Here is a 25369-nt window from a genome sequence, read left to right as displayed (position 1 = left end):
TGTCCTATAACTTCTGATGGAGGGGGAACTCCTCCTTCCGTTATATCTATATAGATTTATTAGATTGGACTTTGTAACTGTTAACCAGTAGTCGTTCTTGACTACACCATTATTATACTAGGAGGAATAGTAATGAAAAGAAAAGTACTGGCGATTTTAATGGCGGCAGCTATGACTATGACCATCATGGCTGGCTGCGGCGGTGCGGCACCGTCGGAAACAAAGGATCCGGGGACCCAGCCGCAGACCGGAGCTGATGCGGCGTCCGGTGAAAAGACAGGGCAGGAGGAAAAAACCACCTTTAAGATTGCAGTGGTGCTCCATCCCCTGACCAAAGATGAGGATTTTAATAATAAGGAAATCTACAAAAAAGCGGAGGAAGCCACGGGCGTACATATTGAGTGGATTCCCATTGCCTCCTCGGATGCGGAGGATAAGGTGAATATTATGCTGGCTTCCGATTTGCCGGATGCATTTCTCGGTCTGATAGGCGAGAACCAGATTGCGAATAATATGGATTCTTTTGCGGATCTGGCAGCTGACGATGTCCTGAAAAACTATGCGCCCCATGTGTATTCAGACTATGAAACGATTCCGGGCGGCCTTGACCTGGTAACCTGGCCCGACGGCTCCATCCGTTCCCTGATGACAGGCAGACAGACCAGCTATGAAAACGACGCTATGGGCATTATGTTTATGAACAAAGAATGGCTGGACAAAGCAGGAAAGGAAATCCCGAAAACAACAGAAGAATTTATGGATGTGCTCAGAGCCTTCCGGGATGGGGATATGAATGGCAATGGAGATCCTGCAGATGAAATTCCTTTTGAGCCTTCCCAGAGTGACTGGTGCTCCAAAATTATGAATGCGGCAAATCCCTGGGGAATTGCAGGAACCGATTCCGGGGATGAAGAAGCCTATAAGATGGTAAAGGATGGCAAAGTGGTGGGAACCGTCAACACAGATGAATTCAGGAGCTTCCTGGAATTTTCCCATCAGATGATCGAGGAAGGGCTGCTGGATATGGAAGCTTTTTCACAGACCTCGGAACAATACCATGCGAAATTAAACGAAGGTGTGGTAGGCTGTTATTATACCTGGACTCCCAATGGGGACATGAGCGATGCCGCAGCCGCCAATTATGTGCCTGTGGGAGAAATAAGGGCAGAGGACGGCCCCGGCTACAAGAAGACCGGAGCACAGGATAAATTTGCGGCCAACCGGACAGGCTTTACCATTACCAGCGCATGTAAGGATGTGCCCAAATTGCTGGAGTGGTGGGACTATATGTCCAGCACCACAGAACTGAAATATATCTCCCGTTTCGGCCCGAAGGGCGAGGCCTGGGATGTGGATGAAAACGGACAGGTGTTCGAAAAGCTTCCCGACAGCCTGACAGATGATTTTACTATTGAAAATTATAAATATACCTATGGCATGGTGGATTACGGCCCGTTGATCAGGAAGGACGAAAATGCAGAGGTATTGGAGGATATTGCATGGACCTCCTGGTATCGGATCGAATGTGTGAAGGAAGTACACGATTTCTGTATACCGGTGGAAGATCAGATCCCAATCCGGTTCGTGGATCCTGCCAAAACGAGTGAAAGAGCTTTTATGGAAACGGAACTTTTTTCGTATATTAAGAATTTTACTGCCACAAGTATTCTGGAGGGAATCGATGATGCGGCCTGGGAGGCCCACCTGAAACAGCTGGATGCGATGCAGTATGGCGCCTGGCTGCAGTGGTATCAGGATTTCCTGGATCAGAAATTTTAAACTAAAGTAAGGGAGCAGGAGAGCGCCGGCAGTGTCTTCCGGCCGCTCTCCTGCACGGACAAATGTATGAAAATCAGAGAAATTACAGGAATAGATGGTGACAGAAGAGATTATTATTTGTACCCGAAGGCAGTCCCTCCATATGAAAAATCAGATTATATCGATCAGGTGCTCCCGGATCGTTTCCGTTATCACAGCGGGGATGGGGATATGTGGCCGTTAACCTGGGCAGAGGATGATATGATTTACGGCGGCGCCGGGGATAACCGGGGCTGCCCTATGAATATCTGGAGAATAAAGACGCTCCGGTTTTTACCGGAAAAGCTGACCTGCACGGGACACTGGTGTATGGATGTAATTAATGAAAAGCCGGTGGATTTGAATAAATACTGCACGCCCGCGGCTCCCTATGTGAAGCCGTCCGGCCTTCTGGATATCGGCGGAACCCTCTATCTGAGCATTGAAGCCCAGAATTATGGGGATAACCCTTATTTCTGCAGACAGAGAAATCTTCATGGCTGGATTGTAAGATCAACGGACGCCGGCAGAAGCTTTGATCCGGAAACGACGCCCCGGGATTTTTTTCGGGGAAGGCTGTCTTCCTGCCATTTCCTGCAGTTTGGAAGAGGCTATTCGGGGGCGAGGGACAGTTATGTATATGCTTATTTTCCCTGTGATTTGGAGGATGGCGGCAGCTATTGGGAAAATAACGACGCGCTGCTGTTGGGACGGGTTCCCAAAGAAAAACTGACTGTGCGGGATTCCTGGGAATTTTATTGCGGGAAGGACTCCTTGCACCCGGCATGGAGCCGCGAAGAGGAGCTGGCCGTACCGGTATTTTCCTATTATAAAATGACCGGAGCCAATCATGTAGCCTATAATGCGGGCATACAAAGATATCTGATGGGAAATTACAGCTTTGTGGATGAGAACCTGAATCCCCGCCCGATTCATCAGATGCGCTATCCGGAATCCCATTACAGCCAGCTGACGCTTTATGAAGCGCCGGAGCCCTGGGGGCCCTGGAAGCTGTTTTACCGGGATGACCGGTGGGGCAGCTATGGAGATTATCAGCCCAACTTTCCTGTGAAATGGATGACTGAGGATGGACGGATCATTTATATGGCATCCTCCGGTTCCTGGGATGATTATAATTTTGTTGTGCAGAAGTTTGCGTTGAAGCTGAAAGGAGACAAAGCGTTTCCGGAAAAAGCGAAATATTTTTCCTATGAATTATAATGGGAAAGGTGCGTTATGGCAGCCGGATTCCCGGACGGGGGAGGCGCCTCCTATTCCCCCAATTGGGTCCGGTACATCCCGGCATACCTGCCGTTGAGCTCCATCAGCTCTTCGTGGGTGCCTCTCTCGGCGATCCGGCCGTCTTCTATCAACAGGATGAGATCCGTCCCGGATGGTGGAAAACCGGTGGGCGATAATAAAGGAAGTCCGCCCACGGGTGAGTGTCAGTTTTCGCTGCGGCCCGGATGCGTTACGGCAAACCGTCCTTATTCCCGTAGCTGATATTGTCCCGGACACTCATGCCAAAGAGCGCCGTATCCTGAAGCACCACGCCGAAGGTGCGGCGCAGATTCGGCAGCCGGTACTGCCGGAGATCGCGGCCGTCTAACAGGATGCTGCCGCTGTTGACATCATAAAAACGGGTCAGCAGGTTGATGAGTGTGGTTTTTCCCCCGCCGGTGGAGCTGACCACCGCCACACGGGTTCCGGCGGGCACGCGGAAGCTTACATCCTTTAAGACAGGTTCCTGCGCCTGATAGCCGAAGGTGATATGGGAAAATTCCACTTCCCTGCGGGGAGCCGTAAGCGGTAGCGCGTCCGGCGCATCCGCAGGCTCCGGTTCCGCCTCCAATATTTCGAAGATACGTTCCGCGCCTGCCACAGCCGTCTGAAAGTTATTGTAAATATTTGCAATGTCAACAAAGGGCCTGGAAAACTGCCTGGAATACAGCAGGAAGCTGGAAATCAGCCCCACGCTGATACGGCCGTAAGCCGCCAGGATACCGCTGACGACCGCCACAATGACGAAATTCAGGTTGTTGATTACATTGGTGAGTGGCATGAGGAAACCGGATCAGATTTGTGCCTTTGTAGCCACCTGGCAGAGCCTGGCGTTGCTTTCCTCAAACTGCTCTGTAATTTCGGCTTCCCGGCCAAAGGCCTTTACCATGTTCAGGCCGGAAATACTTTCCTCCACCTGTCCGTTGAGCTTTCCCAGAATCTGCTGCTGTTGGGCAAACAGCTTCCTCGTATGCTTTGTAATCGTGCGGGTCAGCAGAAAGATAAGCCATACGGATATAAAGGCAATACAGGTCAATGGCAGGCTGAGCCGCAGCATAATGCACAGTATGCCTATAATCGTAAAACCATATGTCATCAGCTGCGTAAGCGAGTCCGAAATGGTGGTGAAAGTCCTTGTTGTAAAAAGTGATATCCCGGACAATGCCAAGCCCATTAGTGATAATGCCGAATTTATAGGCATAGCAGAAATGCCCGTTGATATACATCTGCTGGATAGCCGGATTGGAGGCGGCATGGGAAGGCATGGAGGCATAAGCGGCTTTATAAGGGTCATAGGAATCATCCAGCTTTTTTGCTAGGTGGGCTGCATCAGATCCGCCAGCGTTTCCAGGCTCAGGAAAAAAAGAGCCGTGGCAAACATACCGATATGCCGCCGGATATAAGTCAGGATCAGATTCATAAAGCTGCCTTTCCGATGCGGCATCTATAGGAGTGTCGTGCGCATCTTATCATAGTTTTTATTTTATATACGGAGAACTGTTCGTGTCAAGAAAGAAACGCACACAAAAAACTGCCGTGTACATAAAAAACTGCCGCTGCGGATCCAGACGAAAGTATTCCGGGCAAATAAAAATATTCCGGACACGCAGTATTATTCCGGACAGGAAGGGATTGCGCGGTCCTGGAAAAAGGGATAGAATCATTTTATAAATAAAAGCCCTGAAATCAGCAGAAAAATATGGTAACTGTAAAGGAAACTGAACGGTTATAAAATAGGTAGGATAGGGCGCTGGGGTCAGGAGAGGCAGCATATGGAAAAACGAAGGGTAAGGATCTGCATAAAGCAGTGAGAAACCGGGGAATGGTGCTGATAGCAATAGGAACGGCCGTGATGGGATTTACGGTCTTTTTTTGCTGCATATATATCAGAATAAGAATGAAGAAATATTCCGCACATTAATAGAGGAAAATCTGACCTCCACCCATCAGGGACAGGCGTCGGACATCAGGGGAATCATCCGGGATTCAGATGCTCCTCCAGCATGCCGCACATATGCTCCTGATCCTTCATATCCCCTGCAAATTCATATTTTTCGCTCTGATTTGCCCAGATAAAGAGCTGTTCCCATTCATTAAAATTGCCGAAGGCAATCATATGGGCGGCATACAGGCCGCCGGCAAAACGGCTGAGAATTCCACGGATGGTGGAAAGCGCGGTGATTTCCTCGTTCAGTTCATTGATGTTTTTCTGAAAAATCTCCACGGCTGTGGCGGCACTGGGATTTTGCAGGAAAATCTTAATCTGCCGGACAGGAATGCGCAGCTTGCGCAGCAGCAGAATCCGGCGGAGGCGGCAGACGGTGTTTTCATCATAGATGCGGTGGCTTTGTTGCAGCATACGCCTGCCCTGTGCAGGCTGCCATACCTGGCCGGGGCTGTGGCTGTTATGCCTGGCCAGGCGCGGCATTGACAGAAAAATGAGCCGACCTTACAATGGGAAGAAAGATAATTACGGAAGAGAAGGGAAGAAAAACGGTGCGTATATTGATAGCGGACGATGAAAAGGAAATGACGCAGGCGCTGTCTGCGATTCTGAAGCATGAGCATTATTCGGTGGATACGGTTCACGACGGTCTGGCGGCGCTGGATTACGGCCTGGCAGAGAGCTGTGACTGTCTGGTGCTGGACATCATGATGCCGGGGCTTGACGGCCTTCAGGTCCTGAAGAAGCTGCGGGAGAACGGCATTTCCACCCCGGTGCTGCTTCTGACGGCAAAGGGGGAGGTGGAGGATCGTGTTGCAGGGCTGGACTGCGGCGCGGATGATTACCTTCCCAAGCCCTTTGATGTGCGTGAGTTCCTGGCGAGGGTGCGTTCGCTCACACGCAGGGGCGGCACCTTTACGCCCCAGATTCTTACGGTTGGGAAGGTAAGCCTCAACCGCTCCACCTTTGAGCTGAGCAGCGGCGGGACAGCCGTGCGGCTGGGAAACAAGGAATTTCAGATGATGGAGCTTCTGATGCGCCGTCAGGGGCAGTTCATTTCTACGGAACAGCTTATGGAACGGATCTGGGGCTATGAATGCGACAGTGAAATCAATGTGGTATGGGCATACATATCCTATCTGCGCAGGAAGCTTGCCTCCCTGGGAGCCGATGTGAAAATAACGGCCAGCCGCGGGCGGGGGTACATGCTGGAGGCGGAGGGCGGACAATGAACCGGCCGGGCAGAGGAAGCCAAAGGGGCGGAGGAAGCCATAAAAGGGCTGCGGATTTTAACGGCGTATTAACGGAGGATTGTAAATGATACAGACGCTTCGCAGAAGGTTTATTCTGACGGCAATGCTTTCCCTGATGGGGACGCTTTTTTTGATTGGAATTGCCATTAATCTGGGAAATCTGTTCCGGATTATCCGGCTGGCGGATACTGCCATTGAGCTGCTTTACCGCAATGACGGTTCCTTCCCTCTGCCGGATGCCGCTGTCCCCAATGTGGCCGGGGGGTTCCAGATCACGGAGGAGACGCCCTTTGAGACTCGTTACTGCATCGTCTACCTCACGAAAAAGAGAGAGGTGATAGAGGTTGATATTGAGCACATTGCGGCCCTGGATCGGGATCGTGTGGAGGATCTGGTGGGAGATATCGTAAAAGAAGGGAAGAAAAGCGGTTTTGTGGGCTATTACCGCTACCGGGTCTATGAAGAGGCGGACAAAAATACGATTGTGGTGCTGAACTGTTTTTTACAGCTCCAGTCGGCTCATAACGTGCTGCAGGTAACCCTGCTGGTGTTCCTGTGCTGTGTGGCCATTGTTTTTTTCCTTCTGCTGCTTCTCTCCGGCAGGGTGATGCGTCCCTTTGCGGAAAACATGGAGCGCCAGAAGCGTTTCATCACGGATGTTTCCCATGAGCTGAAAACGCCCCTGGGCATCATTTCCGCCAACATGGGAGTGCTGGAAATCGTAAACGGAAAGGATGAATGGATTGAAAGCACCCAGAACCAGGTCAGGCGGCTGGACAGCCTGATCAGGGATTTGATTGAGCTGGCAAAGTCCGAGGAGATGGGGAAAGCCGGGGAGCTGCGGGTTTTTAACGTAAGTGAGGCCGCCCGGAATGCGGCGGATACCTTCCGCACATCGGCGCAGGCGCAGGGAAAACAACTGGAAACCACAATAGAGCCGGAGCTTTATATGAAGGGGCAGCAGGAGGCCATCCTGCGTCTGCTGACGGTGCTTCTGGACAATGCGGTAAAATATTGCGATGACGGAGGAACGGTGAGGCTGACGCTGAAAAAGAAGGGCCGCCAGCTTATGCTTCAGATTTCTAATCCCTGTGCGGATCTGGATGCTTCCCAGCTGCCGAACCTATTTGACCGTTTTTACAGGGCCGACAGCTCACGCTCCCGTAAGAGCGGGGGCTACGGCATCGGCCTGTCCATTGCCAGGGCGGTGACGGACGGGCATAAGGGAAAAATCAGCGCGGAATATGAGGACGGGACCGTCTGCTTTACAGTGACGCTCCCCAGGCAGTAGTTCACAAAACTTTCACATAAGATCCTGCGGACCAGGGAGGTCTGCGGGATCTTTTTTTAAGTTCATTTATACTTCGCGGGCTATAATCAAAAGCAAAGAAAAACGGCTGATGGCCGTTTCACTAACCGAAAGGAAAAGGAGAGAGAATTATGAAAGCTATCACAGCAACGCAGAACAAAACAGCAGCGCAGATAATAACGGCCCTTTTTATCATGGCTGTCCTGTTTTTTACCGTCGGAGGGAAAGTATCCGCCGCTGGAGGGCTGCAGATGAGCACGGGCTATCCGGGCATGACGGTAAATGCAGGGGATGATCTGAGCTTTTCCCTGGATTTTTCCAATACCACGGGAGCAGGAATGGCAGTCTCCCTGGAAACGGTTTCCCTCCCTGAGGGCTGGAAGGGGTATTTTACAGGCAATGGAAGTGAAGTGAGCCAGGTCTATGTAAAGAGCGGCGATAATGCGGGGGCGGCTGCCTATTCCCTGTCCATCCCGGACGAGGCGGCCAGTGGAGATTACGAGGTGGTGCTGCGGGCCTTTGCGGGCACGGAAGCAGAGGATACGCTTACATTAAAGCTGAAGGTTGCGGCGGAGGAAATCGGAAGCAGCAGCTTCGAATCCCAGTATCCGGAGCAGGAGGGCGCATCCGGAGCCAGCTTCAGCTTTGAAGCCTCCCTTGTAAACAACAGCGCGTCCCAGCAGAACTACAGCTTTTCCTCCAATGCGCCTGCCGGCTGGACGGTGAGCTTCACCCCTTCCGGAGAGAGCAGCCCGGTGAACAGCATTACGGTGGAGCCGCGGCAGAGTCAGGCGGTTACCATCGGAGTGACGCCCTCCGTGGATGCGCAGGCCGGGGATTATACCATTTCATGTTCTGCGGTTTCGGCGGGAGAAACGTTGAAAACTGATCTTAAGGCGACGATTACGGGAAATTATTCTCTGGATGTTTCCACACCCAGCGGCCGGCTGAGCACCGAGGCGTATCCCAACAAGCAAAAGGAAATTACGCTGAAACTGACCAATAACGGCAATACGGATTTGAAAAATGTCAACCTTACCGCAACCACGCCGGACGGATGGAGCATGAGCTTCAGCCAGCCTGCAGTAGAGGTCATTGAAGCGGGCGCCTCCGTTGAAGTAACGGCCAGACTGACACCCGGAAAGGATGCGCTGTCCGGCGACTATGTGGTGACAGTAAAGGCGGCCGGCTCCGAAACCTCAGATACAGCGGAATTCCGTATTTCCATCAAGACGGAAACGGTATGGGGGATCGTGGGAGTTCTCCTGATTATCTGTGTCTTCGCGGGCCTGGGCTGGGTATTCCATAAGTATGGGAGACGATGATTATGGAAGATACAATCATTAAAATAGAAGGGCTGACCAAGCGCTACGGCAGTATTACCGCGGTGGATAGTCTGTTTCTGGATATCCGGCGGGGCGAGGTATTCGGCCTGCTGGGTCCCAACGGCGCGGGGAAAACAACCACAACCCTGATGCTTCTGGGGCTGACGGAGCCTACGGCTGGCACTGCCTTCATCGGAGGCTTCGACTGTACCCGGAACTCCCTGCAGGTGAAAAAAATTACCGGTTATCTGCCGGACAACGTAGGCTTTTATCCGGATATGACGGGCCGCCAGAATCTTCGTTTCACCGGCCGTCTGAACGGCCTGAACGGGGAAGCGCTGGAAAAGCGGATTGAGGAGATGCTAAAAAAAGTGGGCATGTGGGAAGCCGCAGACCGGAAGGCGGGCACCTATTCCAGAGGAATGAAGCAGCGGCTGGGGATTGCGGATGTGCTGATGAAGGATCCGCAGGTAATCATTATGGACGAACCTACATTGGGAATTGACCCGGAGGGCATGCGGGAGCTTTTGGGGCTGATTCACAGGCTGGCGCAGGAGGATAAGAGAACCATCCTGATTTCCTCCCATCAGCTGCACCAGATTCAGCAGATCTGTGACCGGGTGGGCATTTTTGTCAAAGGAAAGCTGATTGCCTGCGGATCCATAAACGATCTGGCGGTACAGCTGCGCAGCGCAGGCAATTATGTGCTGGAGCTTGAGGCATGGCCCAACGACAGGGCGCTGGAACGCCTGCTGGCCGGTATGGAGGGCGTTAAACGGATTACCCGGGAAAACGGAATGCTTCTTGTGCATTCGGACAGGGACTGCCACACTGCAGTGATCACGGCGCTGCTTACCAATGGCTATGATATGCGCAGGCTGCGCCAGCGCGGCGGTGATCTGGATGAAATCTACAGTAAATATTTTGAAATGGCAGGTGAACAGTATGAAGGCTATACAGATAAAAGAAAGACTTTCAGGGACGGCATCAGGAGCGCTGTCAAAGCTAAAATCGGAAAAAGATAACAGCTCCATGCACGGCCTGCTGGTGCTGTTTCGCAAGGAGCTGACGGATCATCTGAAAAGCGCCCGGTTTCTTTTGATGCTGGCTCTTCTGACGCTGACGAGCATGGCAAGCCTTTACGGCGCGCTGGGCAGTGTCCGTGATGCCGCGACGGATAGCAGCGAATTTATTTTTTTAACGCTGTTTACCACAGGAGGAAAATCCATTCCCTCCATCTCCACCTTCCTGGCCTTTTTGGGGCCGCTGGCAGGCATCGTCATGGGTTTTGACTGTGTGAATAGGGAACGTTCGCTGGGAACGCTGAACCGCCTGACGTCACAGCCCATTTACAGGGATGCAATCATTAACGGGAAATTTATGGCAGGCTTTGCGGCCGTTTTTATGATGGTGTTTTCCCTGGGAATCCTGGTGAGCGCCATCGGACTGCTTGCCATCGGGCTTCCTCCGTCGGTTGAGGAAGTGCTTCGTATTACGGCGTTTTTGCTTTTTACGGTATTTTATATTTCCTTCTGGCTGGGGCTGTCCATTCTGTTTTCCGTTTTGTGGAGACATGCGGCGACAGCGGCCCTGGCGGGAATCTCCATCTGGATTTTCCTGTCCTTTTTCATGAGTATGGTGGCGGGAGCGGTTGCCGATATGGTCTATCCTACGGAGGGCATAGAAGGCATGTTCCATATGATGGATAATTATAACCTTCAGCTGGGACTGAACAGGATTTCCCCTTATTATCTGTTCGGGGAGGCTGCGGCCACCATTTTAAATCCCAACATCAGGAGCATAGGCGTAATCACCAATTCCCAGCTTTCAGGCGCCATTGCGGGGTATCTGCCCTTTGGGCAGAGCCTGCTTCTCGTCTGGCCCCATCTGGTGTGTATGGTGGCGCTGACGGCGGTGTGTTTTGCACTGTCTTATATTGGGTTTATGAGGCAGGAGATCAGGGCATAGGCTTAGGTGTATATAAAGACAGAAAGAGGTATCTGCAATCGCAGGTGCCTCTTTCTGTCTTTAATGACCGGCGCAATTTGGAGGATTCTCAGGCCGCAGGGTGGTTCCGCCATATTCGTATTTCACGGGAAGAAGTGTTAAGCTGGGAATCGTGGAATGATCTTGCATCAGAACAATTTCCACACATTTTTCCGCCAGCTGCTGAATGGGCTGGCAGATAGAGGAAACGAACAGTTCGCCATCCTCAGAGGATACAAGATGAAAAGGAATCTCAAGAAACTGATTGCACTGGGACTGACCGCAGCGGTAGTCCTGTCCACCGCGGCCTGCGGGGGAAAAGAAAGCAGCGGGAGCGTACAGGCGGATACCTCGCAGACAAACTTCAAGATTTTTGCAGGCATCAGCCCGCTGTCGCCGGATAACAGTGAAAAGCCCCTGGTGAAGCAGATGAATGAAGCGGTAGGTGTGGAAATTGAGTGGAACTGCGTTTCCGGCGACACGCTGACAGAGAAGAAAAACCTGCTCCTGAATGCGGGAAATGATCTCCCGGATGCGCTGATGTCTGCCAACCTTTCCGACAGTGAGCTTATCACCTATGGCGGTAACGGGATGCTGATTCCCCTGGAAAGCTATATCAATGAGGAAACCATGCCGAACCTGATGAAAATCGTGGAAAAGCGTCCGGAGCTGCTTGCAGTGTGCACCATGCCGGACGGCCATATTTATGGACTTCCCACAATTTCCGAGATGGGATTTGAGCATACGGACGGCGAAACCTACTATATCGGCGCCATCCCCCAGTTTACGGCGATTAACAAGGACTGGCTGGAGGCTGTGAATATGGAAATGCCCACTACGGTGGATGAACTCCATGACGTGCTCAAGGCATTTAAGGACAATGACGTAAACGGCAACGGGGACCCTTCGGATGAAATCCCGCTGTCCTTCATCTTCCCTGAGAAAAACGGTTCCTGGTGCGCCGGAATCGGAACCCTGCTGGCGCCCTTTGGCTGTACGGACTATCAGCTGGATCACAGGGCAATCAAGGATGGAAAGGTATATTACCAGGCGGCTTCCGAAGAATATAGGAACGCCATTGCCTATTATCATTCCTGGTTTGAAGAAGGGCTGATTGACATCGAAGTATTTTCCCAGGATTCCAGTCAGTATATCGCCAAAGGAAACGGCGAGGATCCCAGGCTCGGCGTGTTCGTATGGTGGGAAATCCCTGAGGTTGTGGGCGCGGAGCGTGCGCAGAGCTATGAATATCTGCCGATTCTCAACGGACCTGACGGCACCCATGGAGTGAATCTGAATGAAATGGGAACCACGGGACGCGATAAGTTCTCCATAACCAGAGCCTGCAAAAATCCGGAGCTGCTGCTGAAATGGGTGGATCAGATGTATGACCCCATCATCAGCATGCAGGCAATTTACGGACCGATTGGCACCTACTGGACGGAAGAACCCGATGAAAACGGCTGCTACTCTATGAGAGAATTAAAAGATGGCGAGACTGCCGGCGAACTGAAATCCAAATCTGAGCTGCAGGGACCTACGGAGCAGCTGGCTGAGGATTACGGTACCTATTACTATCTGGAAGACCGCGCTCAGGAAAGACTGGATGATCTGAAGAATTTCTGGTTTAACTATGTGGACAGCACGGAATATTATCCTACGGTAACCTATACGGCGGAAGAGATTGAAACTATCAACGACAAACTCAGCGATATCAAATCCCTGACGGAGGAAAAGACGGCGCATTGGCTCAGAGACGGCGGTATAGAGACAGAATGGGATCAGTATCTGTCCGATCTGGAAAATATGGGACTCAACGATGTTATTGCCTGCTGGCAGGCGGCCTATGACCGTTATCAGGAAGCCCTGGCAAAATAAACTGGGCAGCAAGCCGTTAGTACAAACAGACAGAAATTAAATGCAGGGCAGGCAGGTCAGCTGCCTGCCCTGTTGTTTTAACCGGAAAAAGTTGCTTTAAGGTTAAAGATAAGATTTAGACTGCTCTGTAAAGATTAAAAAGGAGAAGCCATGATTCAATTGACATTTAAGAAAGACAGGAACGGCCAATTCCTCTGCTGTGAGGAAGAAAATGTCATCCGATTTCTGTTAAATGACGGCAGAAAATATGAGAACCGGGCATGCATTCTTCAGGAGGATGGCTTTGTCTTCGACGGCTATTCCACCTGGTTTGAAGGAACGCAGGAAAAATGGGATTTTACCGGGGATTTCACCAGCAGCTTCTTTTTTGCCCCACAGGAATATTCTGACGAGGGCGATGGAATTTGTTCTTATTTTAATGCAACGGAGAAAAAAGGGTTTTACATCCGGCTGCTTAAGCATGGGAAAATAGAAGTGGGCTTTGGAGACGGCAGGAACCTGTATTCCTTTACTTCCCTTGGAGAAAGGGCACAGAAGAACCGGTGGAGCATATTGACGGTGGTGTTTCGTCAGGAGGCGGGATGGTGCGATTTATATCTGAACGGACGGTTGTCCAACCGGAAACAGTTTCGCAGGCATACGCCGTTAGGCTGGCCGGAAGCACCGGCATTTCTTGGGAGGTATGAGGACGGAGCAGGGGATCCGGAAAAGGTGCGGACGGGGATTTTCTGCGGACTTATGAAATGTGTACTGCTGCAGGAGGGCTGTCTTTCCGATACGCAGGTAAAGGCGCTGCATGCACAATATCCCTGCGGTGAAGAACTTGCCCCGCTGATTCCGGACAGGAGCTGCTACCTGGATGACAGGCAGCGTCCGCAGTACCATCTGATTGCGCCGGGGAAATGGATGAACGAGCCTCATGCGCCGTTCTGGTTTCAGGGGAAATATCATATTTTCTACCAGGCCAACCCACACGCCCCTCTTTGGAACCACCTGCAGTGGGGACATCTGATCAGCGATGACATGGTTCACTGGAAGGATTTGCCCCTGGCGCTGGAAACGGAAGAGAATGCGCCGGACCCGGACGGCTGTTGGTCAGGCAGTGCGCTGACGGATAAAGACGGACAGCCGCGTATTTATTACACAGCAGGAAATAATGAAAAATTTCCCAACCAGTCAGTAGCCATGGCCATGGCAGCGGCCGGGGACGGACGGCTGAAAAAATGGAACAAATATGGAGTGGTAAGGGAGCAGGCAGAAGGCTGGCGGGGGGAATTCAGAGATCCCTTTGTCTGGCTGGAGAAGGATACCTATTTTATGTTGGTAGGGACAGGAGATGAGAATAATGGCGGCGGTAATGCGGTGCTGTATTCCTCGCCGGACGGACTAGAATGGGAATCCCACGGATTCCTGCTGGACTATGATTATGAAAAAAATATGGAAACCGGCCATGTGTGGGAACTGCCGGTGTTGCTGCCGTTGCGGGATGAAACTGGGGAAATCAGCTGCCATATTTTGCTGCTCTGTGCCTGCCAGATAGAAAATGAGGCGGTGGAAACCTATTTTTTCCTGGGCCATTGGGACTGTGAAGGAAAAACCTTCCGGAAATTCCATGACAGGGCCATGCTTCTTGACCTGGGGAACGGAACCTTTACAGGTCCCAGCGGTTTCGTTACGCCGGATCAAAGAAGCGTGGTGTTTACCATTGCCCAGGGCAAGCGCGGGCCGGAGGAAGAATTTAATTCCGGCTGGGCGCATAATGGCGGTCTGCCGGTGGAACTGTCCGTGGCGGAAGGAGAACTGCGGCTGCAGCCTGTCAGGGAAATCTACGGGCTGAAAAAGAAAAGACTGCTCAGGCTGGAAGCTGTCTCCGCCCGGGAAGCGAACAGACAGCTTGAAAAAATCATGGGCAACCGGCTCTGGCTGCGGCTTTGTGTGGAGGGAGACTATGTTGCGGCGGAAATCTGCGGCATAACAGAGGGCTGCGTTGAAGAAGAAAGCAGTAGCTTAACAGAAAACTGCACCGCGGCCGCTTCCTGCCGGAAATACGAAGCGGAGAAAAAGGGGAAGATTTTCTATAACAGGGATACGGGACTTTTTGCTGCACAGGAAGAAAACGGCAGGCCGCTTGGCAAGTGCAGGGGGCGGGAGGATCTGGTGGATATAAAAGGAGAAAGCATCTGCATGGAATTTTTCCTGGATCATTCCATGCTGGAGGTATATTTGAATCAGCGGAAATCTATGACACTGCGCAATTATATTCAGGGAAATACACGCGCATTCCGGATAGATGAGAACATGGGAAGAATTACAGAATTTGAACTGTGGGAAATGGATGCGGTTTATGAAGGATAAAAAGGAGAAGAGGATGGAAGAAAAGCTTTTTTACAGCGCGCCGGGAGCGCGTACCGGGGATGTTATCCCCAAATACATTGATGGGATTTATGAAGGGGTGGAAAAACCCGGAGGGGCTTGATGTGGTACATGGATGGCACCGGATGGAAAGCAGGGATCTCATCCATATGAGCGAAGAGACACCTCTTTACATTCAGGAAGGTACGGGGGACTGATTTTCAAAGATGGACAGTGGCATCTTTTTGCCTGTATTTTCCCGAAAGGAAAACAGTTCGTAACCCATTATATCAGCAGGGACGGCAGTCTGGATCACTGGGATTATGTAAAAGAGGATACCTTTGGCCCTGACGGTGTGATTTATCAGGGACCGGACTGGAGGGATCCCCGTATTGTGTACCGGGAGGAACTGGGGGAATACTGGATGTTCCTGGCGGCCAGGGCCAATGAAGGGCACAGCCAGACCGGCTGCGTGGGACTGTGTGTTTCCAGGGATCTGAAGCATTGGGAATACCGTAAGCCGGTGTATTATCCAAGGCGGCACAGGCAAAAAAGGAGCTTTTCACGCACCGGATTCCCAACTGTTTCCTTCCCATAACCGAGGGCTGGAAGGAAGAAAGCGGCCGTTTGACCGCGTTGCAGGAGGTCTCCCAGCAGATGCTGCTGATGCAGCAACTGCCGGAACGATGCCTGATAAATGTACAGATGAAAGTACAGGGAGCACAGCAGGCTGGGGTTATCCTGCATGCAGATGAGGATATGAAGGAAGGGTATTATCTTTATGTGGAGCCGGAAAGGAAACGTCTTGTATACCGTTCCTGGCTGAGAATGTCGGAGGGCGGCGGAAAAACCTTCCCTTATGATGTGGAAATGGAGACACCTATAAGGGATACCGGAGACGGTAGTTATCATATGGAAATTGTAACGGAGGGCAGCATCGGCGTTGTCTATGTAAATGATGAAGCGGCCCTGAGCTTTCGCATGTATGATTTTAAAGACAGAAGACTGTCATTGTTTTCTTTTGGAAAAACAGTATTTGAATCGGTTTCCATGTCTGTCATGGAAAGATACCCGGAAAATAAGGAGGAGATAAGGTGTGAGTGAAACCAGGCAGAAGGCAGAAAATGACAAACTGATGCAGGCCCGTATATATGAACAGGAAAAATGGAAACAGTCAAATCCGGAAATGAGGCCGGTATTTCATGTGACGCCTCCTGTGGGCTGGATGAATGATCCCAACGGCTTTTCACTTTATCAGGGAGAATATCATCTTTTTTTCCAGTACCATCCCTACAGTACGGTCTGGGGTCCCATGCATTGGGGGCACTGCAAAACAACGGATTTTATCAGATGGGAACAGCTTCCATGCGCGCTGGCGCCGGACAGGGACTATGACGGGCAGGGCTGTTTTTCCGGCTCTGCGGTGGAGCAGGACGGGAAACATATCCTGATGTATACCAGTGTGCAGGAAAGGGAACTGGAAGACGGTACGCGGCAGATCAGGCAGACTCAGAGTATTGCGGCGGGGGACGGCGTCAATTATGTCAAGGCGGCGCAAAATCCGGTGATAGGGGCCGGGGCGCTCCCGGAGGGAAGCTCTTTGGAGGATTTCAGGGATCCGCGGATCTGGAAGGAAAAGGATACCTTTTATGCGGTAATCGGCAGCAGGAGTGCCGACGGAAGCGGCCAGATCGCCCTCTTTTCCTCTGTGGACGCATTGCAGTGGCAGTTTGAGAGAATACTGGACCGCAGCGATAACCGTTACGGAAGTATGTGGGAATGTCCTGATTTTTTCCGGCTGGATCAGAAACAGGTCCTGATCGTATCCCCGCAGCTGATGCAGGCGGAGGGACTGGAATTCCATAATGGAAACAATTCCATTTACTTTGTGGGGGAATATGGGGAGGAAAGCAGGGAATTCCTTCGGGGGAAAGGCCATGCAATTGATTACGGCCTGGATTTTTATGCGCCGCAGACCGTGGAAACCAAGGATGGACGCAGAGTGATGATTGGCTGGCTGCAAAGCTGGGACAATTACCTGACGCCGGAGACTGCGGACTGGTCCGGGGTGATGACGGTTCCAAGAGAGCTTTCCCTGAAAGGGGAAGACTGGTGCAGACCCCGGTGAGGGAGCTGGACCAGTATCATACACAGGAAATTGTACATCAGAATATCAGGCTGGAAGAGAAAGATGGTACGGTGACACCGGAAGGAGTGAAGGGACGCGTTTTCGATATGACGGTAGAACTGGAAGACCATGGCTTTGGACGCTTTGAAATTGCCCTGGCTGCGGATGAGAAAAACAGAACCTCCCTGATTTATGACCGGGAAATGAAAACGCTGACCACAGACAGAACCTATTCCGGCCTGGTACACGATTGTCTGTGTACCAGGAGCATGTATGTACAGCCGCATGGGGGAAAGCTGTCCCTACGCATTCTTATGGATAAATTTACGCTGGAGATATTTGTAAACGGCGGTGAGCAGGCGATGAGCACCCTGATTTATACGCGGCTGCAGGCTGACGGTATTTGTTTCTCCTGTGACGGTTCGGCAGTTTTTTCCGTAAAAAAGTTCGGCCTGGATCCGGGTTGCTGATAGCGGCGGACAACGGGAAGATTCCCCGCATATACCGCGCATACAGGCTATTTGGCTGTGATGCATGAGTGACAAAAAAGAATGAGGATATTCGGAGAATGGCAGACACGGTCAAAGGAGTCTGCCATTCTGGCCAAATTAACACAGTTTCTTGTACTTAAAGGCAGGAAATAATTGTGCCCCTTGTGATTTGAAAAGGTCTATGTTATATTTACTGGAAGATAAGTCTAAATATAGCACAACATGAACAAGGACCGGAGCCTGGATTAGACTGCAATGCTGTACCGGAGCAGACAGAAGGAACGGATCTTAACTGAGGGTATCCTACGAAGGAGTATTGCACCATGAACGTTTCCAGGAGAAAAAATTCCAAATTAATGCTGGCTGGGATTACGGGGATCTGCGCATTGGAGGTCCTGCTTACCGTAGCCGGCATTTTGTCTGTACGGCGGATGCAGAATACGGCAACCATGATTTATGAGCATCCCTACACGGTGTCCAATGAAGCTCGGGCCATGCGGTCAAGGCTTTTGGACATGAAGGGCTTCATTACCACCCTGCTGTTCCTGATGGAACCGTCAAAATATGACGCCATCCTTATGAATGTGCAGATACCGCTGATGAATGGCTATCAGGCCACGGAGCTAATCCGCCGGGCGGAATGTCCCAGGAGCGCTACGATCCCCATCATTGCAATGACGGCGGATGCGTTACATGAGGATATGGTCAAGGCTGCCGCATCGGGAATGAATGCCCATATGGCCAAGCCGATAGACCCGGAGCAGCTTTACCATCTGCTTAAGAAAAAGATTTTGAAAGAGTAGGAACGGCCGTATATTTGATAAAAATAAGCCCTCCGGAGAGTTTCCGGAGGGCCTTTTTATGAGTAGGGCAATGCCGTTCCCTATTCCTGTGGGCCGGCAGTATGATGCATGGAAAGGGGTTTTACATTGAAGTTGGAGCGATACTCCGTCTCCTGCCAGAAGATATCCTCCGCTACCAGACATTCCGGGTTTAATGTAACGCCGTTAAGCATCAGCTCCTTGAACTTTTTGTAGCCGGCGCGGTCAATGAGGTGGCCGCCGTGGAGATATTCGGGCTTGTAGTTCATTACCCAGGCGGAGAACTTCTGTCAGTTTCCAAGAACGCCTAATACCACATCCTCAGTGGCCCAGTTGAGGAACATTTTTCCTGTACGGGGTGTCTGACGGCCGGTGCGTCCTCCCAGGATCACGCGGTAGAACTTGGTTTCCTGACGTGTCCAGGCGCTTGCAGGACAGGCGCGGACGCATTCGCCGCAGCCCAAAAATATAACTTTTGAAATAAAGTCAGGTGTTAAGGTTATTTTGTGCTATAATCATTTCATATAAAATGCACCGCTGCATAGGACGGAAAAATACAGGACAGAGGAGGAAAGGCAGTATGGCAGAGAACGTTTTTCTGGAGAACAAAAGAAAGCTCAGCCTGACTGAATACATGAATTATAATACCAACGACAGGGGAAATCTGGGGGATCAGCTTCCGGTGGCCGTATACAGGCTTATGGAATATTCCATACGCGAACAGCTGGGGGAACAGCTGGGGGAAGAGGAGCAGGTGCGTATTTTCCGAAAGGCCGGCTTTAAGGCCGGCGCCTATTTCGCGGAGAACATACTGGATATATCCCTGCCGCTCAACGCATTCATAGCGTCGCTGCAGTCCAAGATGGAAGAGATGAAAATCGGCGTCCTGCGGATAGAAAAATTCGATGAAGAAACAGGAAGGATCATGCTTACCGTATCGGAGGACGCGGACTGCTCCGGCCTTCCGCTGCTGGGGAAAACGGTATGTAATTATGATGAAGGCTTTATCGCCGGTATTTTATCCTCTTATACGGGAAAAGAGTATTCTGCCGTGGAGGTTGATTGTTGGGCGACAGGGGATCGTGTATGCCGGTTCCGTGTGGAACCGGAAGAGAAGAGGTAGGAGATGGAAAAGGATAATTGTGAGCTGCTGTTTGAATACCTGAGAAGTATTCTGTATGATCAGCAGATCCGTCCGCTTGATGTCAAGGAGCTGGACGAGCCTTATCAAAAGCTTGGGAAGGGGCTTGCATTCCTGCAGCAGGCGGTGGAGGAAATGCTCGCGTATACGGAAGACCTTTCCCGGGGCAATCTGTCCGGGGCTTATCCGTCCAGGGACAATTTCCTGTGCGTTAATCTGAAAAATCTCCATGCCAACCTGAATCATCTGACCTGGCAGGCAAAGCAGGTGGCGAGCGGGGATTACTCTCAGCATGTTTCCTATCTGGGAGAATTTTCGGAGGCCTTCAATACCATGACGGCCCAGCTGAAGGAGCGGGAGACACAGCTGAAGGAGGAAGCGCAGAAGGTCCAGAAGCGGGCGCAGGTTATTGAGGAATATAATGATCTGCTTGTGGAGATGACGCGCAGAAGGAAAGAATGGATTGTGGTGGTGGATGCACAAAACAGGGATATTGTTTACTGCAACAAGAGAAAGGATGAAAAGCAGATCGATCCTGAGTTCTGTGAAAAATGCCGGCACAGGCTTTCCTTCAGAAATGATATTTTGAACTGGCAGGACAGCGAACAGTATAAGGTATGGGAAGCGGGAGATGAGGAGCAGGGATATTACCGCATCACCACCTTCCATATAGAATGGCGGGGGCAGAATGCCTATGCCCATATTGTGGCGGATATTACCGATGAAAAGCAGGCGGCCAACCGCCTGAACAGCAAAGCGTATTTGGACCCGGGCACCGGCATCCATAACAGGCTGTTTTTTGATGAATATATGGAAAGCGTGCTGGAGGAGGGCAGGGAAGTGACTCTCTGCTATCTGGATCTGGACGGTCTGAAATACGTAAATGACCATTACGGACATAACCAGGGGGATAATTATATCCGCAGCTTTGTTTCCCTTATGAAAAGTTCGGTCCGTTCCACGGATATTTTCGCCAGGATCGGCGGGGATGAATTCTGTGTGGTGATACCGGAGGTGGAGAAGGAAACGGCGGAGAAGAAGTTTGCGGAGCTTCTGGAGCTTTTTGTGGCGGAAAACAAAGAGGAGTATCCGGTGAGCTTCAGCTACGGCGTAGTGGAAATCAGGAGAACTGGTAAACGGCTGACGCTGGAGGAGATTATCAAAACGGCGGATGCGCAGATGTATGAATGCAAAAGGCGGAACAAGAAGCGGTATCCCAGAGGCTGAGAAGCCGCCCTTCCGCCAGTGGATATATTTTTCTATTCCCAAGATCTTTTTAATACGTAAGAATAATAAAAAAAGAAAGTAAAAACAGAAAAAACTTATGAAACGGAAAGTAGACACTTCATTTTACAGAAAATTTTTAACTATCTATGTAGCTCTTGTACTGCAGAATGTGGTAACTCTGAGCGTTAACCTGGCCGACAATATGATGCTTGGCTCCTACAGCGAAACGGCGTTGTCCGGCGTGGCGGCGGTGAACCAGATCCAGTTTATTTATCAGCAGCTGCTTATGGCCCTGGGAGACGGGCTTGTTATTTTCTGCAGCCAGTACTGGGGAAAGCGGCAGACGGAACCAATGAAAAAGATCTCGGCAACGGCCATGCATGCGGGCCTGCTGATCGCGATACTGCTGTTTGCACTTGTCAGTATTTTCCCGCGCCAGGCGGTGGGGATTTTTACGACAGAGGAGAGCATCATCCGTGAGGGCGTAAGCTATCTTTCCATTATCCGCTTTACCTATCTCTTTTTTGCTGTCACCCAGATTCTGCTGGCCACGCTGCGCAGTGTGGAGGTGGTGAAAATCGCCTTCTACCTTTCGGTGATGACGTTTTTTGTCAACTGCGGAATCAATTACGTGCTGATATACGGCCATTTCGGTGCGCCGGAAATGGGGGCCGCGGGTGCGGCGATAGGGACGCTGGCGGCGCGTATGACGGAGCTTGTGGTACTGATTATCTACATTATCAAAAAGGAAAAGCAACTGCATCTGAGCATTCGCAGCTATCTGCAGCATGACCGTGTCCTTTCCGGGGATTACTTCAGAGAGACGGCGCCCATGCTGGTGGTGCAGGGGCTGTGGGGCGTGAATACCGCGCTGCAGACCGTCATCCTGGGCCATATGACTGCGGCGGCCATTGCGGCAAACAGCGTTGCCTCCACTATTTTTATGATGGTCAAGTCCATGGCTGTGGGTGCGGCCTCCACCGCTTCCATCATCATCGGGAATACGATAGGTACGGGGGATATCGCTCTGGTAAAAAAATATTCCGGAAGGCTGCAGCGTATTTTTGTGGTTATCGGCCTGGTGTCAGGGCTTCTTCTGTTCCTTATCCGGGTGCCCATTCTGCAGCTGTATGATCTGTCCGCTTCCACCAAGGAGATGGCCAATACCTTCCTTATAATACTGAGCGTTGTGGTCATAGGCATGTCCTACCAGATGCCGACCAACAATGGCATTATCCGCGGAGGAGGGAATGCTATGTTTGTTGTGAAGATGGATCTTATCAGCATATGGGGAATCGTGATACCGCTGTCATTTGTCATGGCCTTTGTGGTGAAGGCTTCGCCGGCGACAGTGGTCTGCTGCCTGAATGCGGATCAGATCTTCAAATGCATTCCGGCGTTTCTGGAATCCCATTATGGGAACTGGATTCGGAAGCTGACAAGGGAATAGCGGGGATCCAGCAGGGCCGGAAACCATTATAAACATTATTAATAAGGAAAAGAGAGGGATTATTTCATGAAAGAAACAGAATATGCAAGGGCAATGAAGGATCAGGCCTGGGTGAAAAACAGCGATATAGCCGCGCAGGCCTGTGCGCCGGGTGTGGAGCGTAAGGTGCTTGCGTTCACGGACGGGCTGATGTGCGTGGAGAATCATTTTATGGAAGGGGCCAGGGGCGCTGTGCATCACCATCCCCATACCCAGATAACCTATGTGGTATCCGGGCAGTTTGAGTTTCAGATAGCAGGTGAGAAAAAAATTGTGAATCCGGGTGACAGCATGCTGAAAAAGGATGGTGTGGAGCATGGGTGCGTCTGTCTGAAGGAGGGAATTCTGTTGGATATTTTCACTCCGATGCGGGAGGAGTTTTTGTAATAAAGTGTCGTTGACAACGGCTGAGCGGTGTGATATGCTGGTTGACAATATATAAGAACCGGTTAACTGTCAGGAAGGGAGAGTTGATATGGCATTTTATTACGAGGAACCATCCAGAACGTTCAGTGAATACCTTTTAGTTCCGGGGTATTCATCCACCAGGTGCATTCCGTCTGAGGTCAGTCTGAAGACCCCGCTGGTCAGATTCGCCAGGGGCGAGGAACCTGCGTTGTCCATCCAGATACCCATGGTGTCCGCGATCATGCAGTCTGTTTCGGATGACAGGCTGGCGGTTGCGCTGGCGCAGGAGGGCGGCCTGTCCTTTATTTATGGTTCACAGTCCATTGAGGATCAGTCGGAGATGATCCGGAGGGTGAAGCGCTATCGTGCCGGCTTTGTGGTGAGCGACTCCAACGTATCACCGGATATGACGCTTCAGGATGTGCTTCGGATCACTGAACAGACCGGCCATTCCACCATTGCCGTTACGGAAGACGGCAAAGCGGGCGGCAGGCTGCTGGGCATTGTGACGAATAAGGATTATCGTGTCAGCCGCATGGAGCCGGATATGAAGGTAAGCGAATTTATGACGAAGTTCGAAGACCTGATTTATGCGGACGAGGATACAACGCTCAAGGAAGCCAACGATATCATCTGGGATCATAAGATCAACTGTCTCCCTCTGGTGAATAAGAAGCAGGAACTGGTTTATCTGGTATTCCGCAAGGACTATGACAGGCATAAGAAGAACGAGCATGAATCCATCGATGCCTCCAAGCGTTATCTGGTGGGCGCGGGCATCAATACCAGGGACTATGCGGAAAGGGTTCCGGCGCTTCTGGAAGCCGGCGCGGATGTGCTCTGTATCGACAGCTCGGAAGGCTTTACGGAATGGCAGAAGATCACCCTGGATTATATTAAGAAGAATTACGGGGACAAGGTGAAGGTGGGTGCAGGCAATGTGGTGGACGCCGAAGGCTTCCGTTTCCTGGCTGACGCCGGAGCCGACTTTGTAAAAATCGGAATCGGCGGCGGGGCCATCTGCATTACCCGTGAACAGAAGGGTATCGGCAGAGGCCAGGCGACAGCCGTAATTGAAGTGGCGAAGGCGAGGGACGAGTATTATAAGGAAACCGGTATTTACGTTCCCATCTGCTCCGACGGCGGCATTGTACATGATTATCACGTTACGCTGGCGCTGGCGATGGGCGCGGATTTCGTCATGCTGGGCAGATATTTTGCAAGATTTGATGAAAGCCCCACCAAGAAGGTAAATATCAACGGCAGCTACATGAAGGAATACTGGGGGGAAGGAAGCGCCCGGGCCAGGAACTGGCAGCGCTATGATATGGGCGGAGACAAGAAGCTAACCTTTGAAGAAGGCGTGGATTCCTTCGTGCCCTATGCCGGAAGCCTGAAGGATAATGTAAATCTTACGCTGAGCAAGGTGCGTTCCACCATGTGCAACTGCGGCGCTCTGACCATCCCCGAGCTTCAGGCAAAGGCCAAAATCACCCTTGTTTCCTCCACAAGCATTGTGGAAGGCGGAGCCCATGATGTTATGCTGAGGGATAAACGTTAATATTGGGTAACTGTGGGTGTAACGAATAGTTACCGTGTTTGATAAAAAAGAAGAGGAGCCGCCGGCGCCTCTTCTTTTTTATCGATTGCGGTATTTTGGACAGAGCCGGCGGAAGGGAAAGGTTTTTTAATCGTTGTCATTCTTTCATGCTATGATATAATTAACTGAGCATAAGAGTTGGGAAAAACATGGCATAATTATTAAAGCGGCCAGAAAAGCAGCAGGGCCGGGAGCTTTCGGCACAGGCGCAGCTGCCCATGGGACTGATTAAAAGATTTCGGATCAACGGGGAAGGATGAAAGCAGGAGAGCAGATATGAGCGGACAGAAGATAAGGATAGTGAAAAAGAATGATGAATTTTCCATGGAATATCAGGTGGGCGATATTTTTGAAATAGACAGTACCTGGTATGGCGGAGTGAATGTGACCAGCAGGACGGGCATTCCCCTTTCCCTGGATAAGGAAGAGTATGAGCCATGGGAGGAGGAAGCCGCCGGGGAACGTGAGGTTGACCGGTATTCCTATGAGCTGGGCGTAATGGATGTTTTCTGTGAGATGACGGCGGCGGGAGCGAAGAAGCTGGCCATGAGCCATCCCTGTGACACCAGGCAGGAACGCAACAGCTATCTGCCGGAAGTAAAGAAGCTTTGTGAAAAATACGGGGTAAAATATTACCCGGAAGACGAGGCCTTTATCACGGAGTTATTCCCTGCGCAGGCCAACCGGGGCAAATATAATTTCCTTTTTTACTATACTGACGATGTGCTGGAGGAATATCTGCGGCTGAAGGAGGAACAGCGGAGGCTGCAGGAAACCGGCGGGTATACAAAGCAGAAAAGCTATGAGACAGCCTGTGCATTCGGGCGGCTGCTTTCCTATTCTCTGGAGGGGATAGAGCGGCTGATTCAAAAGGCGGCGGAAGCGGACAGGAAGGAATAGGAGAGGCGGGTGAAAAGACTTGCTGTATGAAAAAATAA

The 25369-nt window shown here is 51.2% G+C and carries 24 protein-coding genes and 2 pseudogenes; 21 read left to right on the top strand and 5 right to left on the bottom strand.

The window, feature by feature from the left end:
- Positions 1-132: 132 nt before the first annotated feature.
- Together FYJ45_RS17995 and FYJ45_RS17990 are read left to right on the top strand one after the other, a co-directional pair.
- Positions 133-1779: an extracellular solute-binding protein gene (locus FYJ45_RS17995; protein ID WP_154466311.1), complete on the top strand. Its 1647-nt coding sequence runs from the start codon at positions 133-135 to the stop codon at positions 1777-1779.
- Between the two features lie 66 nt (positions 1780-1845).
- The gene (locus FYJ45_RS17990; protein ID WP_154466309.1) at positions 1846-3018 is read left to right on the top strand and encodes a hypothetical protein; all 1173 of its coding nucleotides are present in this window, start codon (positions 1846-1848) and stop codon (positions 3016-3018) included.
- A 250-nt stretch (positions 3019-3268) separates the two neighbouring features.
- On the opposite strand, the gene FYJ45_RS17985 is transcribed toward FYJ45_RS17990, so the two are convergent.
- From FYJ45_RS17985 to FYJ45_RS17970, 4 genes and pseudogenes are all read right to left on the bottom strand, one after another.
- Positions 3269-3859: an ATP-binding cassette domain-containing protein gene (locus FYJ45_RS17985; protein WP_154466307.1), complete on the bottom strand. Its 591-nt coding sequence runs from the start codon at positions 3857-3859 to the stop codon at positions 3269-3271.
- A gap of 12 nt (positions 3860-3871) precedes the next feature.
- Positions 3872-4174, bottom strand: a complete 303-nt coding sequence (locus FYJ45_RS17980) for an ABC transporter transmembrane domain-containing protein (RefSeq protein ID WP_195841874.1) — start codon at positions 4172-4174, stop codon at positions 3872-3874.
- Between the two features lie 31 nt (positions 4175-4205).
- Positions 4206-4394 (bottom strand): annotated as a pseudogene (locus tag FYJ45_RS17975) (ISNCY family transposase); the annotation flags it as partial.
- A 659-nt stretch (positions 4395-5053) separates the two neighbouring features.
- Complete coding sequence (locus FYJ45_RS17970) at positions 5054-5437, bottom strand: hypothetical protein (RefSeq protein ID WP_235930874.1); 384 nt, start codon at positions 5435-5437, stop codon at positions 5054-5056.
- A 137-nt stretch (positions 5438-5574) separates the two neighbouring features.
- Between FYJ45_RS17970 and FYJ45_RS17965 the strand changes: the two genes are divergently transcribed.
- From FYJ45_RS17965 to FYJ45_RS17915, 13 genes are all read left to right on the top strand, one after another.
- Positions 5575-6255 carry a response regulator transcription factor gene (locus FYJ45_RS17965; protein ID WP_276912715.1) on the top strand — a complete coding sequence of 227 codons (681 nt, stop codon included), beginning with the start codon at positions 5575-5577 and terminating at the stop codon, positions 6253-6255.
- Positions 6256-6340: 85 nt separating this feature from the next.
- Positions 6341-7567 (top strand): sensor histidine kinase, encoded by a 1227-nt coding sequence (locus FYJ45_RS17960; RefSeq protein ID WP_154466301.1) that lies wholly within the window; start codon positions 6341-6343, stop codon positions 7565-7567.
- Between the two features lie 149 nt (positions 7568-7716).
- Positions 7717-8910: a COG1470 family protein gene (locus FYJ45_RS17955; protein ID WP_154466299.1), complete on the top strand. Its 1194-nt coding sequence runs from the start codon at positions 7717-7719 to the stop codon at positions 8908-8910.
- A gap of 2 nt (positions 8911-8912) precedes the next feature.
- Positions 8913-9935, top strand: coding sequence for an ABC transporter ATP-binding protein (locus FYJ45_RS17950; protein ID WP_154466297.1), 1023 nt, complete (start codon positions 8913-8915; stop codon positions 9933-9935).
- Positions 9856-10878 (top strand): ABC transporter permease, encoded by a 1023-nt coding sequence (locus FYJ45_RS17945; RefSeq protein ID WP_154466295.1) that lies wholly within the window; start codon positions 9856-9858, stop codon positions 10876-10878. Before FYJ45_RS17950 ends, FYJ45_RS17945 begins: the two co-directional genes overlap by 80 nt.
- Positions 10879-11136: 258 nt before the next feature.
- Entirely contained in the window at positions 11137-12774 is a 1638-nt protein-coding gene (locus FYJ45_RS17940) for an extracellular solute-binding protein (protein WP_195841873.1), read from the top strand.
- 150 nt (positions 12775-12924) lie between these two features.
- On the top strand, positions 12925-15129 hold the full coding sequence (locus FYJ45_RS17935) for a LamG-like jellyroll fold domain-containing protein (RefSeq protein WP_154466291.1): 2205 nt from the start codon (positions 12925-12927) through the stop codon (positions 15127-15129).
- On the top strand, positions 15119-15250 hold the full coding sequence (locus FYJ45_RS31470) for a hypothetical protein (protein ID WP_268890950.1): 132 nt from the start codon (positions 15119-15121) through the stop codon (positions 15248-15250). The genes FYJ45_RS17935 and FYJ45_RS31470 overlap by 11 nt, the downstream gene beginning before the upstream one ends.
- 12 nt (positions 15251-15262) lie before the next feature.
- Complete coding sequence (locus FYJ45_RS17930) at positions 15263-15724, top strand: glycoside hydrolase family protein (RefSeq protein ID WP_154466289.1); 462 nt, start codon at positions 15263-15265, stop codon at positions 15722-15724.
- Positions 15725-15753: 29 nt separating this feature from the next.
- Positions 15754-16230 carry a GH32 C-terminal domain-containing protein gene (locus FYJ45_RS17925; RefSeq protein ID WP_154466287.1) on the top strand — a complete coding sequence of 159 codons (477 nt, stop codon included), beginning with the start codon at positions 15754-15756 and terminating at the stop codon, positions 16228-16230.
- Positions 16223-17254 carry a glycoside hydrolase family 32 protein gene (locus FYJ45_RS31845; protein WP_320620694.1) on the top strand — a complete coding sequence of 344 codons (1032 nt, stop codon included), beginning with the start codon at positions 16223-16225 and terminating at the stop codon, positions 17252-17254. Before FYJ45_RS17925 ends, FYJ45_RS31845 begins: the two co-directional genes overlap by 8 nt.
- Complete coding sequence (locus FYJ45_RS31840) at positions 17239-17724, top strand: GH32 C-terminal domain-containing protein (RefSeq protein ID WP_320620695.1); 486 nt, start codon at positions 17239-17241, stop codon at positions 17722-17724. The genes FYJ45_RS31845 and FYJ45_RS31840 overlap by 16 nt, the downstream gene beginning before the upstream one ends.
- A 344-nt stretch (positions 17725-18068) precedes the next feature.
- A complete protein-coding gene (locus FYJ45_RS17915; protein ID WP_154466285.1) occupies positions 18069-18548 on the top strand; it encodes a response regulator in 480 nt (159 codons plus the stop codon).
- Positions 18549-18628: 80 nt separating this feature from the next.
- Here FYJ45_RS17915 and FYJ45_RS32765 read toward each other — a convergent pair.
- Positions 18629-19030 (bottom strand): annotated as a pseudogene (locus FYJ45_RS32765) (sulfite reductase subunit C); the annotation flags it as partial.
- Positions 19031-19146: 116 nt separating this feature from the next.
- Here FYJ45_RS32765 and FYJ45_RS17905 point away from each other — a divergent pair.
- The 6 genes from FYJ45_RS17905 to FYJ45_RS17880 all read left to right on the top strand — a co-directional run bounded on the left by FYJ45_RS17905 (position 19147) and on the right by FYJ45_RS17880 (position 25331).
- Positions 19147-19689, top strand: coding sequence for a V4R domain-containing protein (locus FYJ45_RS17905; protein WP_154466283.1), 543 nt, complete (start codon positions 19147-19149; stop codon positions 19687-19689).
- A gap of 3 nt (positions 19690-19692) precedes the next feature.
- Positions 19693-20934, top strand: coding sequence for a sensor domain-containing diguanylate cyclase (locus FYJ45_RS17900; protein ID WP_154466281.1), 1242 nt, complete (start codon positions 19693-19695; stop codon positions 20932-20934).
- Between the two features lie 97 nt (positions 20935-21031).
- Complete coding sequence (locus FYJ45_RS17895) at positions 21032-22384, top strand: MATE family efflux transporter (protein ID WP_154466279.1); 1353 nt, start codon at positions 21032-21034, stop codon at positions 22382-22384.
- Between the two features lie 93 nt (positions 22385-22477).
- Positions 22478-22810, top strand: a complete 333-nt coding sequence (locus FYJ45_RS17890; protein ID WP_154466317.1) for a cupin domain-containing protein — start codon at positions 22478-22480, stop codon at positions 22808-22810.
- A gap of 88 nt (positions 22811-22898) precedes the next feature.
- Entirely contained in the window at positions 22899-24392 is a 1494-nt protein-coding gene (locus FYJ45_RS17885) for an IMP dehydrogenase (RefSeq protein WP_154466277.1), read from the top strand.
- Positions 24393-24707: 315 nt separating this feature from the next.
- Positions 24708-25331: a hypothetical protein gene (locus FYJ45_RS17880; protein WP_154466275.1), complete on the top strand. Its 624-nt coding sequence runs from the start codon at positions 24708-24710 to the stop codon at positions 25329-25331.
- Positions 25332-25369: the final 38 nt, after the last annotated feature.

This window comes from Eisenbergiella porci, assembly GCF_009696275.1.
GTDB classification, from domain to species: Bacteria; Bacillota; Clostridia; order Lachnospirales; family Lachnospiraceae; genus Eisenbergiella; species Eisenbergiella porci.
Note: the sequence above shows the minus strand (reverse complement) of the source record. Positions and strands in the feature narration are given on the sequence as shown.

What these genes read in the sequence shown, in the direction of transcription:
- FYJ45_RS17995 (WP_154466311.1), top strand. Translation starts at nt 133, where the DNA reads ATGAAAAGAAAAGTACTGGCGATTTTAATGGCGGCAGCTATGACTATG.
- FYJ45_RS17990 (WP_154466309.1), top strand. Translation starts at nt 1,846, where the DNA reads ATGAAAATCAGAGAAATTACAGGAATAGATGGTGACAGAAGAGATTAT.
- FYJ45_RS17985 (WP_154466307.1), bottom strand. Translation starts at nt 3,859, where the DNA reads ATGCCACTCACCAATGTAATCAACAACCTGAATTTCGTCATTGTGGCG.
- FYJ45_RS17980 (WP_195841874.1), bottom strand. Translation starts at nt 4,174, where the DNA reads ATGACATATGGTTTTACGATTATAGGCATACTGTGCATTATGCTGCGG.
- FYJ45_RS17970 (WP_235930874.1), bottom strand. Translation starts at nt 5,437, where the DNA reads ATGCTGCAACAAAGCCACCGCATCTATGATGAAAACACCGTCTGCCGC.
- FYJ45_RS17960 (WP_154466301.1), top strand. Translation starts at nt 6,341, where the DNA reads ATGATACAGACGCTTCGCAGAAGGTTTATTCTGACGGCAATGCTTTCC.
- FYJ45_RS17955 (WP_154466299.1), top strand. Translation starts at nt 7,717, where the DNA reads ATGAAAGCTATCACAGCAACGCAGAACAAAACAGCAGCGCAGATAATA.
- FYJ45_RS17950 (WP_154466297.1), top strand. Translation starts at nt 8,913, where the DNA reads ATGGAAGATACAATCATTAAAATAGAAGGGCTGACCAAGCGCTACGGC.
- FYJ45_RS17945 (WP_154466295.1), top strand. Translation starts at nt 9,856, where the DNA reads ATGAAGGCTATACAGATAAAAGAAAGACTTTCAGGGACGGCATCAGGA.
- FYJ45_RS17940 (WP_195841873.1), top strand. Translation starts at nt 11,137, where the DNA reads ATGAAAAGGAATCTCAAGAAACTGATTGCACTGGGACTGACCGCAGCG.
- FYJ45_RS17935 (WP_154466291.1), top strand. Translation starts at nt 12,925, where the DNA reads ATGATTCAATTGACATTTAAGAAAGACAGGAACGGCCAATTCCTCTGC.
- FYJ45_RS31470 (WP_268890950.1), top strand. Translation starts at nt 15,119, where the DNA reads ATGAAGGATAAAAAGGAGAAGAGGATGGAAGAAAAGCTTTTTTACAGC.
- FYJ45_RS17930 (WP_154466289.1), top strand. Translation starts at nt 15,263, where the DNA reads ATGGCACCGGATGGAAAGCAGGGATCTCATCCATATGAGCGAAGAGAC.
- FYJ45_RS17915 (WP_154466285.1), top strand. Translation starts at nt 18,069, where the DNA reads ATGAACGTTTCCAGGAGAAAAAATTCCAAATTAATGCTGGCTGGGATT.
- FYJ45_RS17905 (WP_154466283.1), top strand. Translation starts at nt 19,147, where the DNA reads ATGGCAGAGAACGTTTTTCTGGAGAACAAAAGAAAGCTCAGCCTGACT.
- FYJ45_RS17900 (WP_154466281.1), top strand. Translation starts at nt 19,693, where the DNA reads ATGGAAAAGGATAATTGTGAGCTGCTGTTTGAATACCTGAGAAGTATT.
- FYJ45_RS17895 (WP_154466279.1), top strand. Translation starts at nt 21,032, where the DNA reads ATGAAACGGAAAGTAGACACTTCATTTTACAGAAAATTTTTAACTATC.
- FYJ45_RS17890 (WP_154466317.1), top strand. Translation starts at nt 22,478, where the DNA reads ATGAAGGATCAGGCCTGGGTGAAAAACAGCGATATAGCCGCGCAGGCC.
- FYJ45_RS17885 (WP_154466277.1), top strand. Translation starts at nt 22,899, where the DNA reads ATGGCATTTTATTACGAGGAACCATCCAGAACGTTCAGTGAATACCTT.
- FYJ45_RS17880 (WP_154466275.1), top strand. Translation starts at nt 24,708, where the DNA reads ATGAGCGGACAGAAGATAAGGATAGTGAAAAAGAATGATGAATTTTCC.